This is a genomic window from Thermoactinomyces sp. FSL K6-2592, assembly GCF_038006465.1.
Lineage (GTDB): Bacteria > Bacillota > Bacilli > Thermoactinomycetales > Thermoactinomycetaceae > Thermoactinomyces > Thermoactinomyces vulgaris.
The window spans coordinates 1,320,018-1,335,881 of the sequence record NZ_JBBOVH010000001.1 but is presented as its reverse complement, the minus strand read 5'-3'; the positions used below and the strand labels follow the sequence as shown (position 1 = coordinate 1,335,881).

The following is a 15,864-nucleotide window of genomic DNA, read 5'->3' as shown; positions in this document are numbered from 1 at the left end:
AATTCTTTTCCATCACTTTGAATTCTCCTTCCTGATTCATACAAATTTCTCATTGCACTCCGGATATCGAAAGAGATTGCTTTTGATTTGAAAATTGTTATACTAATTGAGTATGAATCCAGACATTCCGTTTTGACGGGAGGAGGAGATTCCATGGCATGGGCTTATTTGATCATCGCCGGAATCTTTGAAGTGGTATGGGCCATCGGACTTAAATACACTCAAGGATTCACCCGGTGGTTTCCATCCCTTGTCACCATTGCGGGAATGATCTTCAGTTTTTATTTTTTGTCCCTCGCCCTCAAAGCTCTGCCCATCGGCACCGCCTATGCGGTCTGGACAGGGATCGGCGCTTTGGGCACGGCAGTGATGGGGATCTTTTTGTTTGATGAACCCCATGACTGGATGCGTTTATTTTTTTTGTTCCTGATTCTGACCGGAATCGTCGGCTTGAAAGTGACATCCGCCGGTTCATAGCAAAAAGCCGTTTTTTCTTAGCCGCGCAAAATAAAAAAACCGTTATCCTTGAACAGGATACGGTTTTTTATTCACTCCGTTAATCAGCTTTCTTTTTTGTCATACACTTCTTCTTCATTGCTTTCCTTGTCTTCACCGGCCGGAACACGCGGCTCAGCCGGTTTTTGATCCTTTCTTACCAGCGGTGCCAGGTATCGTTTTACAAAGAAACCGGCAAACAGTGTCACCACCAATGCCTTGATAATGAAAATCAACAATTCAACAGCCACTGGTATGACGAGTGAGTTCATCAAATCTGGTTCTTGCAGCAATTTTTACCCTCCCAATCGAACATCAATCACAAGAATTGATGGATATTATATCAAATCTCATCCCTTTTACATAATCCGTTTGAATAAGTTCACCAATTTTTAATGATTAAAGATCGCATCGGCCGGCACTTCCAAACAAAATTCCCCATATTCCGGCGCCGAACGAATATAAAAATATATAGAATTTTCTCTATTTTTGGTATAATTAAATGTGGAATATGAAAAAAGGGGGGTTCAACCGCCACATCCAAAACCGTTTTTCAACCGGAACCCGGGGGACTTTGATCATCATCTTTAAGGGGTGGATGGCATGTCTGATCAATTTGGCAGTGTCACCGGGATTGATGTTTCCCATCATCAATCGGTCATTGATTGGCAGAAAGTCAAAGAAGATCCTCAAAACATTCAATTCGCTTTCATCAAAGCCTCCGAGGGAGAAACATTCACCGATTCACAATTCTCCAATAATGTAAAAGGGGCGCAGGCCGCAGGAATCCAAGCGGGTGCTTATCATTACGCCAAGTTGTTAAGAGGAAAAGCAGAGAAAGAAGCGCAGAACTTTGTTGATAAACTGAAACAACACCAACTGGATCTCATGCCTGTTCTCGACCTGGAAGAAAAAAACACCGATATGACAGCGGACGAAATCGCCGATTGGGTGCTTGCCTTCGCTGAGCATGTCAAAAAAGAAACGGGCGAACAAGTTCTGTTATATACTTTCCCCGATTATATCAACCGGTTTAACGGCTTTAACAACCGTTTGAAGGACATGCCGTTATGGTTGGCGCATTGGAGAGTGGACAATCCAAAGTTGCCCTCAACAGGCGGCTGGGAAGAAATCACCTGCTGGCAGTATACGGACAAAGGGAGTGTTTCGGGAATCATGGGGGACGTGGATATGGATAGAGCCAAATCGCTCAAAGCACTGAAAAGCAAAAAAGGATCGGACAACCCCCCGCCGGAAGAACCGCCCAACCCGCCACAATCCCCGGAAGACGACAAAGACTGGCACGTTGAACTGATCGCCTCCGGTTCAGGATCTGTCAATATCAGCTTCCAATTCAAAAAAGGAAATTCAGACAAAGAACCCGCACCTTCCCCGGAACCGGAACCCGATCCCGACACGGAACCGGAACCCAAGCACGAAATGATCGATGATTACCCTTTTAAGAACAACAATCCCGGCGATGTGGACCCATGGGGTTTTTATTACAGGGAATGCGTCTCCTTTGTCGCTTGGCGCATCAATAACAATCTCGGGATTCCGTTCACCAATGACATGACCGGTCCCAACGGGAAAAAAGGACATTGGGGAGACGGCAGGCATTGGGATGAAAACGCAAGACAGATCGGTTACAAAGTGACCCGTACTCCAAAAGTCGGAGCCGTTGCCCAATGGAACAAAGGAAACCTCAACCATGTGGCCTTTGTCGCCGAAGTGAGCAGCGACCAGAAAACGGTAACGGTCGAAGAGTATAACTGGGACATCCGTCACGGCTACGGAACACGCCAAGTTCCGGTCGACCGGATTGACAATTTTATCCATATCAAAGAATAATCGGCTAATAACCGGCTTCAGCATCCCGGTTTTTGCATAAGAAAACCGGGATGCTTTTTGGGATCATCTCCCGATAAAAATATACTTTGAAAAGAAAGCTGCATCATGCTCATAACCGAAACTTGTCTTTAATCATTTTGGCGACTTTTTCAGCTTCCAAATTTGGATTGTTTATTCTAATGTAGTTTTTCTTTCTGATCTCTCCTTTCAGAGAGTTCAGACGATGTTTTTCAGCAGTCTGTTTTAAATCAAGTTCCGATTGGGTTATATTTTTTTTCGACGGTTTCTGTTCAAGTCTGTGGGGCGTTTTCTTCCGTTCAAGCCTTACTAAGATCCGCTTCCAGTTCCACAAAATAAACAATCCCGCCCTTGGATTCGAAAATGGAACAAATGTGATCAACATAATCCCAGTCTCTTTGTTGATCAAACGCCCAGACATACGTGAAAATGATTCCGTATAAATCACTTTCCAACGCCGCTTCAAAGATCTCTTGGCGAAACCGGTCCGATAATCTCCATGTTTCAGGACCAAAGCCAAAAAACGGATAAAGCAACTCCAGTGTCATATGATTATGAAAAAGCTTCAGTTTTGTGATTTTTTCCAGCTCTTGACCGACTGTCATTTTGCCGACGGCCTGCGGCCCGAATATCAAAACAAATTTCATTCGTCCCCTTCTTTCAACCCGTTTATTTTTCAAAAAGGCTTGCCGCCCCATCCACAATAAATGAACTTCGACCAGACGGTTTCTCTTTCACATGATAAAAAAACCGCAGCCTTGAAAATTCAAAAGCTGCGGTTTTCTGTGCGGTTTAGCTCCGGTTAAACTTCCATGATAATTGGCAAAATCATCGGACGACGACGGGTCCGCTCAAACAGAAATTTGCTTAATGCATCCCGGATGCTCGTTTTGAGCGAAGCCCATTCGCTGACATGTTCTCTCATGCATTTTTCCATGGTCAATGCCACAATCCGGTTCGCTTCATCCAATAACTGTTCGGATTCCCGAACATAAACAAAGCCTCGCGAAATGATATCCGGCCCTGATACGATGGTGCCGTTTTCTTTGCTTAAGGTCAGCACCACGACCAAAATTCCGTCCTGAGATAGTAATTTGCGGTCTCTTAATACAATATTGCCAACATCACCAACGCCCAAACCGTCAACCAATACTTTCCCGGTCTGAACCTTGGGCCCGTATCGGGCACGACCACCTGAAATTTCAACCATATCTCCGTTGTCACAGATAAAAATGTTTTCCGGGCTTACTCCTACAGATTCGGCAAGTTGGGCGTGAGCACGCAACATACGATACTCACCATGAATCGGAATAAAGTATTTGGGTTTCATCAAATTCAGCATGAGCTTCAGGTCTTCCTGAGACCCATGCCCCGAGACGTGTACATGCGAAGTCGTGCTATACACAACATCCGCCCCAATCCGGAATAATTGATCGACGGTGCGGCCGATCAATTTTTCGTTGCCCGGAATGGGTGTGGCGGCAATGATCACGGTATCACCGGGTAAAATTTCCACTTTGCGATGAGATGCGTTCGCCATGCGTGTCAGCGCTGACATCGATTCCCCCTGACTTCCTGTGGAAATCACCGCCACCCGATTGGCAGGCAAACGATTGATCTCATCCAGGTCAATGATCAAATCAGAGGGCACATGCAAATACCCCAACTCCGATGCAATATTGACCACATTGACCATGCTGCGTCCCACCACAGCCAGCTTTCGACCGTACATATGGCATGCGTTCACCACTTGCTGGATGCGGTGAATATTGGACGCAAAAGTAGCTACAATCACCCGTTGCTTTGCTTTACGGAAAACTTCGTTAATCCCTTCACCGACCGAACTTTCCGATCCGGTAAATCCGCTGCGCTCCGCATTGGTGCTGTCAGATAATAAACACAATACCCCTTTTCTTCCAATCTCAGCCATTTTATGGATATCCGCAGCGTGTCCATTCACCGGGGTCATGTCAAATTTAAAATCTCCCGTGTGAACAACGGCTCCTTCCGGTGTATGAATGCAAATACCGACGGAATCAGGAATACTGTGATTTGTATAAAAAAAGGTCGCTTTCAGTGTAGAACCCAGTTTGATTTCCGATTTACCGTTGATGATGTACCGTCTCGTGTCATTTAACAGATGAGCCTCGCGCAATTTATGCTCAACCAGTCCCATCGTCAATTTCGTGGCGTAGACGGGAACATTGAGCTGACGCAAAATATACGGCAACCCGCCGATATGGTCCTCATGACCATGCGTCAAAAGAATCCCGCGTACTTTATCCTTATTCTCAACCAAGTATGTGATGTCAGGTATCACGATATCGATTCCCAGCATTTCCTCTTCCGGGAACATCAAGCCCGCATCAATCACAACAATGTCGTTCTCATACTGCACCACATACATGTTTTTTCCGATTTCATCCAACCCACCGAGTGCAAAAATGGATAATTTGCCTCGCTGGTTTTTTGTCAAACTGTTTACCTCCTATATTCTGTTGTCTTTAACTGAAACCGCACAATTACCACTTGTCCCTTATTATATACGATGAAAAAATGGATATGCAACCGGATCTTTTGTTGAAAAAAGTCAATGACAAACAAAAAACCTGCCTGTTTTTTCACAGGCAGGTCCGTTCCCGTCACAGTTCTTTCAACCATTCATCCGTTTTCCTTTTTTCTTCTTCCGACAATTCCACAATCGGAAGGCGCACGTAAGGTTTCGACCAGCCTTTTTGCGACATCGCATATTTCAATGGTGCCGGGCTCGTCGTCAAAAACACGCCGTGGAAGACAGGAAGCAGACGAATGTGCAAGCTTTGCGCTTTCTTCACATCCCCCGAGAAGAAAGCTTCCATCATTTCTTTCATTTCCCGGCTGACCAGGTGGCTGGCCACACTGACAACCCCGGCTCCGCCAATTGACAAAATCGGCAAAGTGAGCCCGTCATCTCCGCTGTATACCGCCACATCGCCGGGAACCGCCGAAATCAGCCGCCCGATTTGATTGAGATCCCCGCTTGCCTCTTTGATAGCGACCACATTATCCAATTGAGCGAGCCGGGCCATGGTTTCAGCCGTCATATTGACACTGGTGCGTCCGGGGACATTGTACAGCATCACCGGCAGTGAAGTCGATTCGGCAATCGTTTTGAAATGCTGATACAACCCTTCCTGCGACGGTTTGTTGTAATAGGGGGCGACCAGCATCACCCCGTCGACGCCGATTTCCTCCGCTTTCTTGGTCAATTCCAGGCTTTGCAGGGTGTTATTGCTTCCGGTCCCTGCGATCACTTTGATCCGGCCGTTTGCTTTTTCTTTGGCAAAACGATATAATTCCAGCTTTTCGGAGAGGGTCAGGGTGGGAGACTCTCCGGTCGTTCCGGAAACAACAATTGAATCATTCCCGTCCTCGATCAAACGCTCGATATTGGCTTCCAAACAGGGCCAATCAATCTCGTTTTTTTCGGTAAACGGCGTAAACAGCGCCGTGATTAATCGGCCAAACAACATCCTCACTTCCCTCCTTTATGAACAGTAGAGTTTATTCAGATGAAATTTTTTATGCAAAGCACGCACAGCTTTCTCCATGTCTTTTCCATGGACCAGCACCCAAATGGTCGTATGGGAATCCGCTGATTGCAACACTTGAATATCCTCTTCCGTCAGTGCTTCCGAAATTTTGGCCATCACGCCCGGAACGCCGGCGATGCCTGCACCGACAACGGATACCTTGCTGCAACCTCTGGATAATTCCGGTTCCAGTCCCAGATCATATAATATTTGTTCCGCCTGATCCGCCAGATCATCATAAACCGTATAGGCAATTTCGCTCGGGTTGACGCTGATAAAATCGACACTGATCCCATGATCCGCCATCGCTTTGAAAACTTTCAACTGTGTATGGTATTGCCCTTGTCTCAGCCGGATTTTCACCTGAGTCACATTGGGCATCTGGGTCACCCCGATGATGGTGTTTTCCCGCACTTCCCGAACCAACCGGTCAATTTCGCTCCGGTGTGTCACCAACGTTCCCGGATGATCTGACATGGTCGAACGGATCCGAATCGGGGTGCTGTTTTGCATGGCAATCTCCACGGCCCGGGGATGAATCACCTTGGCTCCTTGAAAAGCGAGATTGCACATTTCAACATAGGTGACCTGCTCCAATTGGGCGGCATCCTCGACAATTCTTGGATCAGCCGTCATAATCCCTTCTACATCTGTAAAAATATCTACATATTCGGCATCAAGAGCCGCTCCCAACGCCGTTGCGGTGGTATCGCTGCCGCCGCGTCCCAATGTGGTGATTTCCCCATCGGTTGTTTGCCCTTGGAAACCGGCCACGACAACGACCCGGTTGTTTTCCAGTTCATGCAAAATGCGTTTGGGATTGACGGTGATAATCTGGGCATTGGTATGCTGATCGTTCGTAATGATCCCCGCTTGTCCACCGGTCAATACACAGCTCCGGATCCCTGCCTGGGTCAGCATGCTGGACAGGGTAGCTGCAGAGATGATCTCTCCACAGCTTAACAACAAATCTTTTTCACGGGGAAGGATCTGCTGATCATATTGATCAATCAAACCGAGCAATGTATCGGTTGCGTATGGTTCCCCTTTTCTTCCCATCGCTGAAACAACGACAACCAGTTTGTTTCCTTTCTCCAGCTCGTTGGAAATATGACGAAGGACACGTTGACGCCGTTCAGCGGTTGCCACGGAGGTTCCTCCGAACTTCTGTACAATAATGCTCATGCCTATCCCTTCTCTTTATGATCATTCTCTTTCAATCAAAGTTTCTGCAATTTGAACCGTGTTGGTTGCGGCTCCTTTCAAAAGATTATCCGAAACCACCCACATATTGAGCGCGCGCGGATGGGTCAAATCGCGACGGAGACGTCCGACAAACACTTCCGTCCGGCCGGATGCATCCAACGGCATGGGATAAATCTGCTCCTCAATCGCATCCTGCACCACCACACCCGGTGCATCATTTAAGAGGGTTCGGACTTCATCAAGATCATAATCCGATTTTAATTCCACATAAACCGATTCACTGTGCCCCCGTACAACCGGGACCCGTACACAAGTGGCGGTCACGCCGATGGAATCATCCGCGAAGATTTTTTTCGTTTCGCGCACCATTTTCATTTCTTCAAGTGTAAATCCGTTTTCTTCCGCCACATCCACTTGCGGAATCACATTGAACGCTTGCTGATAATGTTTGTCAAGTTTGCCCACGGGAAGAACATTTTTTTGGACTTCTTCACCGGCCATCGCGGCTTTCGTCTGTTCTTCCAATTCGTTGATCGCTTTCCATCCCGCACCGGAGACGGCTTGGTATGTCGAGACAATGATTCTTTCAATTCCGTACCGATCCGCCAACGGTTTTAATGCAACAACCATTTGAATGGTGGAACAGTTGGGATTAGCAATAATTCCTTTATGCTGATCCAACGCTTCCGGATTCACTTCCGGAACCACCAACGGGACTTCCGGATCCATTCGAAAGGCGTTGGTATTATCCACAACAACCGCCCCGCGTTTCACCGCTTCTTTTGCCAATGCCTTGCTCACACTGCCGCCGGCGCTGAATAAAGCGAAATCGACGCCTTCAAATGCTTCCGGCACTGCTTCCTGAACCGTGATTTCCCGACCGCGGAATGTGATTTTTTTGCCTGCGGAACGTTTGGAAGAAAGCAAGCGCAATTCTTCGACAGGAAAATTTCTTGCATCGAGGGTGTTCAATATTTCTTGCCCGACAGCTCCGGTTGCTCCTACCACTGCGACATGATATTTCTTTGCACTCATGAAGTCCCCTCCCATATGAAGTGAGCCCCCTGTATCTCATCAACGGGGGACGAATGAATCATCTATCCGAGCTCTTTTCTATTATGAAGTCAAGTCGCGGTATTTTTCAACTATTAATGGTTGCAACTGTTTCCCTTCGATGGCGGCAAGACAGGTTTCCGGGATCAATTCCATTCGTGCGACCATGGACTTGGGTTTTTTTTCGGGAGCATCTTGGCCAAACGGAACAAAATAAATGTCTTTGGCTGCCAGCAATTTTGCCAGGTTGACGGCATTTAAGCCGAGTGCGTCGTTCGTGGAAATGGCCACCACCACCGGCCGGTGATTGCGCATTTGCGCTTTTGCCGCCATCAAAACCGGGCTGTCTGTCAATGCATTGGCAAGTTTCGCCAGGGAATTGCCGGTGCAGGGAGCAATCACATAACAATCCAAACTTTTTTCAGGACCGAACGGTTCCACTTCCGGTATGGTCATCAACGGGGTCCGACCGGTGATTTCTTTAATTTTTTTCTTCCAATCTTCCGCGGTGCCGAACCGGCTGTCCACCGTCGCCACCGTATGGGAAATCACCGGAATCACGTTTGCCCCCAGTTCCACCAATCTTTTCATTTGCGGGAGCACTTCATCATGCGTACAGTGGGATGCCGTCATGCCGAAGCCGATCGTCAAGTTTTGAAAATTCACTGAACGGTTCCCTCCCTGAATAACTCATTTTTCATGATCCGGGTGATGGTCTCCGCCAAAATTTGTCCGGCTGTTTTCGGAGCCACGATTCCCGGCAGACTGGGTGCCAAGATGGCTTTGATTCCTCTTTTTTCAGCGAACGGATAATCCACGCCTCCCGGTTTGGATGCCAGATCAATGATGACCACATCATGAGGCACGTTGGCTAAAACGGTTGAATCAATGATCAAGGACGGAACGGTGTTAAAAATCAAATCCGCATTTTTCACATGGTCTTTTAATTCGGATGTATCAAACGCCTGAATCCCCATTTCAAATGCGCGGGCTTTATGCTCGGAACTTCTCACCCCGACTTTCACCCGGGCTCCAATCGCATGAAGCACACGGGCCAGCGACAATCCGCATCTTCCCATGCCCAGCACAATGCTTTCGGAACCGTGAATGGTGATGTCGGTGTGTTGGATGGCCATCATCAGCGCACCTTCCACTGTCGGGATGGAGTTGTAAATCGCCACATCGTCCCGGTTTAAGAGTTCAATAAGTTGAAGCCCGAAATCCCGGCACAACTTTCGCAAATACTCCTTGGCCATCCCGGCAAAAACGAGGCAATGTTTTGGAAGAGATTGAAACAACTCCGGGGTCAGAAACAATTTTTTGGACGTAAAAACACTGCTGATTTGCCCTTTTTCATCGGTCCCAATGATCGGGAGCACCAAAACATCCGCCGTCTCTAACAAATCAGACGAAAGCTCCTTTAACGAAGCCCCGCTGACCGGACTTTGCAAATTGTCAAATCCGACCAATGAAACCCGGGCTCCCATCTCTGTACAGCTTTTAATCACCTCTAATTGCCGTGCATCTCCACCGAGGAAGACAACATGTTTGCCTGTCAGCATTTTCTTCACTCCTTTCCCCGGAAGAATCCTTACCATGATCAACATCTGTTTGCATCATATGAAAAAAAATGAAATTCGGTTCCCTTCTGTCAAAATTGTTTTTTGGAAGATTTCCGGTCCAACGAATCCACGATCAACATTTCCGGCCCGACTTTCCGGATCATGCTCCACGTCAATTCCATAAACCTGTGCTTCTTTTTAAACCAGGAAGATTCCGTCGGTAACAAGATGGCATGGATTTTTCCGGTTTGCGGATCAAACGACATGTCTGCATGCAACAAATCCCCCAACCGTTCTCCTCCCACCAAATCGATGCATTCCTTTTCTGCCAGTTCACTCCAGCGCAACATCCTTCCCCCCCGACGTTCCATTTTTTCTCTCCCTTTATCCATATGATTCAGTCAACACTTTTATAAAAAACAAAAAGCCCGGCAGGCTTTGCCGGACTTTCGGATTTGGCGTTCATCCTCTTTATTTAACGATGTTCCAATCGGATCCTTTGCATTTCCAAAATCAGTACATCCAATTGCTCGGATAAAGGCAAAACACGGGCATCCATCAATCGTTCGGGTTCACCGTTCACCAATTGGTACAATTCCTTGCGGAGATGTTCCATTTCCTCCTGTAACCTTCTGATCCGATGCCGCTCGGACATGAAGATCACCTCTCCTATTTACCCGTATGACCAAAGCCTCCAGACCCACGTTCCGTTTCATCCAACGAATCCGTAACTTTGAGGGAAACCGCAGGGACTTGCATAAACACCAACTGTGCAATACGGTCTCCCCGCTCAACCCGAAAAGGCCGTTCCCCCAGGTTCAGCAAAATCACCCCGATTTCTCCACGGTAATCTGCATCGATTGTCCCTGGTGTGTTGAGCACGGTGATTCCGTGTTTTAAAGCAAGACCGCTTCTCGGACGCACTTGGGCCTCCAGCCCTGCCGGCATCGACAAGGCAATTCCGGAAGGAATCAACTTCCACCGGCCCGGTTTGATTTCCACTGGATCCATCACTGCGGCATGGAGGTCAAAACCACTGGAACCCGTCGACATTTTCACTGGAAGAGGCAGATCTTCGTTTCCTGGCATGTGAAAAACTTTGACATTATGCAATGGAGTTCCTCCTAAAACTGGAAGGGATTTTTCCGTCTGGCGAAATCAGCGCCAACGACATGGGTGATGAAAAAATTTTCCGCGCCAGACGATTCACGCCATCCAAAGTGATTCTATCCACCTTTTCGATGATTTCATCCAAAGTGAACTGACGATTTAACAACAATTCATTGCGCCCCAACCGGCTCATGCGGTTGTTGGTGCTTTCCAGTCCAAGCATTAAGCTCCCTTTCAATTGTTCTTTGGCTTTGTGCAATTCGTCCGTCGTCAATCCTTTGGTTTTGAGATCATCCAAAATTTGATAAATGTATTCAACCACTTCATTCTCCTGCCCGTGTTTCGTTCCGGCATAGATGGCAAAAAGGCCGGTGTCACGATGGGCGGAATGATAAGAAAACACCGAATAGGCAAGCCCGCGCTCTTCGCGGATTTCCTGGAACAAACGGGAGCTCATGTTGCCGCCAAGCACATTATTCAACAAAACCAATGTGTAAAAATCTTCATCACCGACGGCCAGTCCCGGCAATCCGAAACATAAATGGGTTTGTTCGGTTTCTTTTTGTTTCACTTTGACATCCGGCGTAAAAACCGGAACCTCCCTGCTTCGTACCGGCATCTCGCCCTGATGGCCGGAAAAAGCTTCCTCGACCCTTTCCTTGTAATCATCCGGCAAATTGCCGGCAATGGCAATCACGACATTGGAAGGGACATAAAATTGATTTTTATAGCGGAACAAATCCTCACGGCGGAAACCGGTCACGGTTTCGGCATTGCCCAATACAGGGTATCCCAAGGGGTGGCCGCCTGACGACACTTCGGAAAGCATGTCATGAACCAGGTCATCCGGCGTGTCTTCCACCATGTAAATTTCCTCCAAGACCACTTTTTTCTCTTTTTCGATCTCGCCTTCATCAAACACCGATTCAAAAAACATATCCGATAATACATCCAGTGCCGTTAAAAAATGTTCGTCCAGCACTTTGGCATAATAACAAGTGATTTCTTTGGAGGTGAAGGCATTCACGTGTCCGCCGATTGCGTCAAAGGATTCCGCAACCTGTTTCGCGGTGCGCGTTTTGGTTCCTTTAAACATCATGTGTTCGATAAAATGGGAAATCCCGTTATTGGCAAGCGATTCATTTTCAGAACCGGTTCCCACCCAAATCCCCAAAGCGACTGAACGGACGTGGGGGATTTTTTCAGCAACCAACCGAACACCATTCTCCAGCGTATGTTTAACGATCAAATAAGATCCTCCTTAATTCTCTGATAAACTACAAAAAAGCAACACTACTATATCAAATCATAAATCATTGCTCAATGGAATCCACTCGTTTTGAAGAGAGCATTTCGCTGACCGTCATCCACTTCAAGCCCTTGTTTTTCCCTGCACGGATCATCCCCGGCAACGCTTTGACCGTCCGGTCCGTCGGATGAGTCAACAACAAGGTGCCGGGTGCAATCCCTTTTTCCACCTTGTTCACCATCATCTCCGGCGAAACGGACTTTTTCCAATCGACGGTATCCAATGTCCATAATATGGTTTTCATTTGAAATTGTTCGGCTATTTTTAATACGCGGTTGTCAAAATCGCCGGCCGGCGGGGCAAACCACCTGCTTTTGACCTGTAAGGTTTCTTGGATTAAAGACTCCGTCTTTCCGATCTCGGCTTCGATTTGCCCGGTGCCGATCCGGCTCATCAAAGGATGGGAATAAGCATGATTTCCCACTTCATGCCCTTCTTTCACCAACTGCCTGGCCATTTCGGGATTCTTTTTCAGCCAGGAACCATCCAAAAAAAAGGTCGCTTTCACCTTTTCCTGTTTGAAAATCTTGAGCATTTCCGGTATGTATTCCGTTCCCCAAGCCACATTCACCATCAGCGCGGCCGCCGGTTTTTTTTCGTTCCCCCGGTAAACCGGTGCCTGTCCCAGATCTTCCAGTTGTATTTTCGGGGGAATTTCCTGATACACCCAATGAATCCGGTGCTTGTCTTTTTGCTTGAGTGTGCTTTCGATCGTTGCTTCCAGGTCGACTTTTCGCCCGTTCAGCCCCGGAATGGCTTTCCAAACCGGATCCAGCCGTGCATCGATGGGGGCAATCTGATGTTTGGGCGCCTCTTTTTTGATCTTTTCGACAATCGGGGAGTCTGTCTTGAAGCCGGAAGAGATCACCGACACCTCCGCTCCGCTCTTCACGGCCGTCACATAAGCTTCAATGGTGGGAAGTTGGACCAGCAAAACAATAAAACAAACCGATAAGAACAGTGTCGCCATACGAACGGGAAACAAAGTTTGCCGCCTCCTTTCCTTCCTACCATATGCTCCCGGACAACTCCCTATGACCGTCGTATAAATATAAAAAAGAGGCAGATTCGCTCTGACTCTTTTCCTTTGCCTCTTCCTTTAAATTTTTTCTTTTTTCTTCGCTGCTTCATCTTTTAACACAGCTTTGCGGGACAAATTAATCCGTCCTTGGTCATCAATCTCCGTCACTTTTACCATGATCGAGTCTCCGACTTTCACCACGTCGCTGACTTTTCCGACCCGGTTTAAATCCAGTTGAGAGATATGAACAAGTCCTTCTTTGCCCGGAATGATTTCCACAAATGCTCCGTATTTTTCAATCCGTTTGACCGTTCCGAGATACGTTTCGCCAACCACCACTTCACGAACCAAATCTTCGATGATTTTTTTCGCCCGTTCGTTTTGTTCCGTTTCCGGAGAAGCGATGAAAATGCGGCCATCTTGTTCGATATCGATTTTGACTCCGGTTTCTTCGATGATTTTATTGATGACTCGTCCGCTCGGTCCGATCACATCACGGATTTTATCCGGATGAATCCGTAAGGTGGTAATCTTCGGAGCATATGGGGACAATTGTTTTCGCGGTTCCTTGATGGTGGCTTCCATGTTGTCCAGGATCACCATTCTGGCTTTCCGCGCTTGTTCCAATGCTCTTTGGAGAATGTTCCGGTCAATGTCTTCGATTTTGATATCCATTTGAAGGGCGGTAACTCCTTTTCGTGTACCGGCCACTTTAAAATCCATATCTCCAAGATGGTCTTCCATGCCTTGGATATCGGTTAACACGACAACATTATCCTCTTCTTTGACCAGTCCCATCGCGATGCCTGCAACGGGTGCTTTGATCGGAACCCCCGCATTCATCAAGGCAAGCGTCGACGCGCAAATACTTGCTTGCGAAGTGGAACCGTTGGACTCAAGCACTTCGGAGACCAACCGGATGGTGTACGGGAAAACATCTTCGGAAGGAATCACCGGTTCGAGTGCTCTTTCCCCCAAAGCCCCGTGTCCGATTTCCCGGCGTCCCGGTGACCGGATCGGTCTTGCTTCACCGACGCTGAACGGAGGGAAATTATAGTGGTGCATAAAGCGTTTGGATTCCTCCAAATCCAAACCATCCAGGATTTGCACATCGCCGAGTGCCCCCAACGTACAAACGCTTAACACCTGGGTTTGTCCGCGTCGGAACAATCCGGAACCGTGTGTCCGCGGCAGGACATCAATTTCGCTGGAAAGCGGGCGGATTTCATCGACAGCCCGTCCATCCGGACGTTTGCCCTCTTCCAATATCAACCGGCGCACTTCTTCTTTCACGATTTGATCCAAGACGGTATTCATGTCTTTTTCTTGCTCGACCCATTCTTCTTCCGTCAGTTCCCCGGCCATCTGTGCCAAGACTTCTTCCTTCACCTGATCGATCGCATCCTGGCGCTCTTGTTTGTCAATGACCTGAACGGCTTGGATCAAAGAATCGGTAGCAAGTTCCCGCACGCGTTTTTCCAGTCCGGGATCGACCTGATGCAATTCGGGCTCCATTTTGGGCAGTCCCACTTTTTCCACGATCTGTTCCTGAAAAGCCACCAGCTCCTTGATCACTTCGTGGCCAAACAAAATCGCTTCCAGCATCGTTTCTTCCGGCACTTCATCCGAACCCGCTTCCACCATGTTCACCCCGTGTTTCGTACCAGCCACCACCAGATGCAGATCGGATTTTTCCATTTGTTCCACCGTCGGATTAATGACCAATTGACCATCAACCCGGCCAACCACCACGCCTCCGATGGGTCCTTTGAAAGGAATGTCCGAAATGGAAAGTGCCACGGATGCGCCGATCATGGCGGCAATTTCCGAAGAGCAATCCTGATCCACCGACATGACAGTGGTCACCACTTGCACTTCATTGCGAAACCCTTCATCAAACAGCGGGCGAATGGGGCGGTCAATGAGCCTGGAAGCCAAAATGGCTTTGTCGCTCGGGCGGCCTTCACGCTTGATAAAGCCTCCCGGGATTTTCCCAACCGCATACAAACGTTCTTCATAATTTACCGTCAACGGAAAAAAGTCCGTGTCTTTCGGCTCCTTGGATGCAACCGCGGTAGCCAGCACCGAAGTGTCTCCATATCTCACCATCACCGCACCATTGGCTTGATTGGCATATTTTCCGATTTCCAGCTTTAATTTTCGTCCAGCCAGATCTGTCTCAAATGTTTGAGGTTCCATCTTCAATCATTTCCTCCTCTCAAAAACACAAATATAGCATACTTCTCCACATTTACAGTATGTTCCTTCCACTTCTCTTTTAAAAGATGAGATGATAAAAAAGCGGGGCATGCCGCCCCGCTTTTCTTATCGACGCAATCCGAGTTTTTTGATCAGTTCACGATAACGAACAATGTCTTTCTTCTTCAAGTAGTTCAACAAGTTCCGGCGTTGACCAACCATTTTCAAAAGACCACGGCGAGAATGATGATCTTTTTTATGATCTTTTAAGTGCTCGTTTAACTCATTGATCCGATGAGTCAAAATCGCGATTTGCACTTCGGGGGAACCCGTGTCATTATCGTGTGTTTTAAATTCATTGATGATTTCTCTTTTGCGTTCATTGGTTAATGCCATCGAAAAATCCTCCTTTTGCTCAATCGCCCATAACCCAGAACACCGTCGAGGCATCGGTGATCCGAGCCAGGG

16 protein-coding genes and 1 pseudogene are annotated in these 15,864 nt (G+C 47.7%); 2 read left to right on the top strand and 15 right to left on the bottom strand.

Going from position 1 to position 15,864, the window contains the following annotated elements:
• The first annotated feature begins 153 nt into the window (after positions 1-153).
• On the top strand, positions 154-477 hold the full coding sequence (sugE, locus tag NYE37_RS07080; RefSeq protein ID WP_037996453.1) for a quaternary ammonium compound efflux SMR transporter SugE: 324 nt from the start codon (positions 154-156) through the stop codon (positions 475-477).
• An 83-nt stretch (positions 478-560) separates the two neighbouring features.
• On the opposite strand, the gene NYE37_RS07075 is transcribed toward sugE, so the two are convergent.
• On the bottom strand, positions 561-788 hold the full coding sequence (locus NYE37_RS07075) for a hypothetical protein (RefSeq protein ID WP_037996451.1): 228 nt from the start codon (positions 786-788) through the stop codon (positions 561-563).
• A 310-nt stretch (positions 789-1,098) separates the two neighbouring features.
• On the opposite strand from NYE37_RS07075, the gene NYE37_RS07070 reads away from it, so the two are divergent.
• Positions 1,099-2,346, top strand: a complete 1,248-nt coding sequence (locus NYE37_RS07070) for a GH25 family lysozyme (RefSeq protein WP_052186787.1) — start codon at positions 1,099-1,101, stop codon at positions 2,344-2,346.
• A 109-nt stretch (positions 2,347-2,455) separates the two neighbouring features.
• Here the strand turns inward: NYE37_RS07070 and NYE37_RS07065 are convergent.
• The 14 genes and pseudogenes from NYE37_RS07065 to rpsO form a co-directional block, all read right to left on the bottom strand.
• Positions 2,456-3,011 (bottom strand): annotated as a pseudogene (locus tag NYE37_RS07065) (AAA family ATPase).
• Between the two features lie 155 nt (positions 3,012-3,166).
• Entirely contained in the window at positions 3,167-4,840 is a 1,674-nt protein-coding gene (locus tag NYE37_RS07060) for a ribonuclease J (protein ID WP_268983075.1), read from the bottom strand.
• A 166-nt stretch (positions 4,841-5,006) separates the two neighbouring features.
• On the bottom strand, positions 5,007-5,876 hold the full coding sequence (gene dapA / locus NYE37_RS07055) for a 4-hydroxy-tetrahydrodipicolinate synthase (RefSeq protein WP_049720212.1): 870 nt from the start codon (positions 5,874-5,876) through the stop codon (positions 5,007-5,009).
• 15 nt (positions 5,877-5,891) lie between these two features.
• A complete protein-coding gene (gene dapG / locus NYE37_RS07050) occupies positions 5,892-7,121 on the bottom strand; it encodes an aspartate kinase (protein WP_037996446.1) in 1,230 nt (409 codons plus the stop codon).
• A gap of 21 nt (positions 7,122-7,142) precedes the next feature.
• Positions 7,143-8,177, bottom strand: coding sequence for an aspartate-semialdehyde dehydrogenase (locus tag NYE37_RS07045; RefSeq protein WP_037996505.1), 1,035 nt, complete (start codon positions 8,175-8,177; stop codon positions 7,143-7,145).
• An 81-nt stretch (positions 8,178-8,258) separates the two neighbouring features.
• Positions 8,259-8,861 carry a dipicolinate synthase subunit B gene (locus NYE37_RS07040; protein WP_037996444.1) on the bottom strand — a complete coding sequence of 201 codons (603 nt, stop codon included), beginning with the start codon at positions 8,859-8,861 and terminating at the stop codon, positions 8,259-8,261.
• A complete protein-coding gene (gene dpsA, locus NYE37_RS07035) occupies positions 8,858-9,757 on the bottom strand; it encodes a dipicolinate synthase subunit DpsA (RefSeq protein ID WP_121874434.1) in 900 nt (299 codons plus the stop codon). Before dpsA ends, NYE37_RS07040 begins: the two co-directional genes overlap by 4 nt.
• 89 nt (positions 9,758-9,846) lie before the next feature.
• Complete coding sequence (locus tag NYE37_RS07030) at positions 9,847-10,107, bottom strand: YlmC/YmxH family sporulation protein (protein ID WP_231564622.1); 261 nt, start codon at positions 10,105-10,107, stop codon at positions 9,847-9,849.
• 125 nt (positions 10,108-10,232) lie between these two features.
• Complete coding sequence (locus NYE37_RS07025; protein ID WP_037996443.1) at positions 10,233-10,412, bottom strand: aspartyl-phosphate phosphatase Spo0E family protein; 180 nt, start codon at positions 10,410-10,412, stop codon at positions 10,233-10,235.
• 14 nt (positions 10,413-10,426) lie between these two features.
• Positions 10,427-10,870 carry a dUTP diphosphatase gene (gene dut, locus NYE37_RS07020; protein WP_037996441.1) on the bottom strand — a complete coding sequence of 148 codons (444 nt, stop codon included), beginning with the start codon at positions 10,868-10,870 and terminating at the stop codon, positions 10,427-10,429.
• On the bottom strand, positions 10,863-12,116 hold the full coding sequence (locus NYE37_RS07015; RefSeq protein WP_037996440.1) for a M16 family metallopeptidase: 1,254 nt from the start codon (positions 12,114-12,116) through the stop codon (positions 10,863-10,865). The genes dut and NYE37_RS07015 overlap by 8 nt, the downstream gene beginning before the upstream one ends.
• Positions 12,117-12,180: 64 nt before the next feature.
• On the bottom strand, positions 12,181-13,161 hold the full coding sequence (locus NYE37_RS07010; protein WP_231564621.1) for a polysaccharide deacetylase family protein: 981 nt from the start codon (positions 13,159-13,161) through the stop codon (positions 12,181-12,183).
• A gap of 114 nt (positions 13,162-13,275) precedes the next feature.
• Positions 13,276-15,396 carry a polyribonucleotide nucleotidyltransferase gene (pnp, locus tag NYE37_RS07005; RefSeq protein WP_084712909.1) on the bottom strand — a complete coding sequence of 707 codons (2,121 nt, stop codon included), beginning with the start codon at positions 15,394-15,396 and terminating at the stop codon, positions 13,276-13,278.
• Between the two features lie 126 nt (positions 15,397-15,522).
• Positions 15,523-15,792, bottom strand: a complete 270-nt coding sequence (gene rpsO, locus NYE37_RS07000) for a 30S ribosomal protein S15 (RefSeq protein ID WP_037996435.1) — start codon at positions 15,790-15,792, stop codon at positions 15,523-15,525.
• Between the last annotated feature and the right edge of the window lie 72 nt (positions 15,793-15,864).